Here is a 347-nt window from a genome sequence, read left to right as displayed (position 1 = left end):
CTCTTTGGCATAAAGGGATAGTTTTAAGTTAAGTCTTTTATTTTGCTTAATTTTGTCATAAGGATCGTTAGGATCTATTTCCCCTTCAAGATAATGAATGGTATAGGGGTACATATCTGCATACAGCTCGCCCACAGCAAGACAAACCGCTCTATTACCGGTAGGGTTAATACGATCATTTTCTTCCTGTATGCGGTCTTTATACATGTAATTATTACAACTTTTTAGTAAAAATATAATTAGTGCGCTACTGATGAGTAATGCAATGATGGTTAGTTTTTTTGTCATGATTATTGCCTATTAATAACCCCATGATTTACATTTATAAAACATATCCGCCACTCTGG

At 34.3% G+C, this 347-nt stretch carries 1 protein-coding gene; it reads right to left on the bottom strand.

Annotated elements, in window-relative coordinates:
* Nucleotides 1-288, bottom strand: a 288-nt coding sequence (locus A9G44_RS00790; protein ID WP_143426268.1) for a hypothetical protein, incomplete at its 3' end; no start/stop codon positions are given.
* Between the last annotated feature and the right edge of the window lie 59 nt (nucleotides 289-347).

Origin of the sequence: Gilliamella sp. Occ4-3 (assembly GCF_001690675.1) — a bacterium.
GTDB lineage: Bacteria > Pseudomonadota > Gammaproteobacteria > Enterobacterales > Orbaceae > Gilliamella > Gilliamella bombi.
This window is presented reverse-complemented; position numbering and strand designations above follow the sequence as displayed.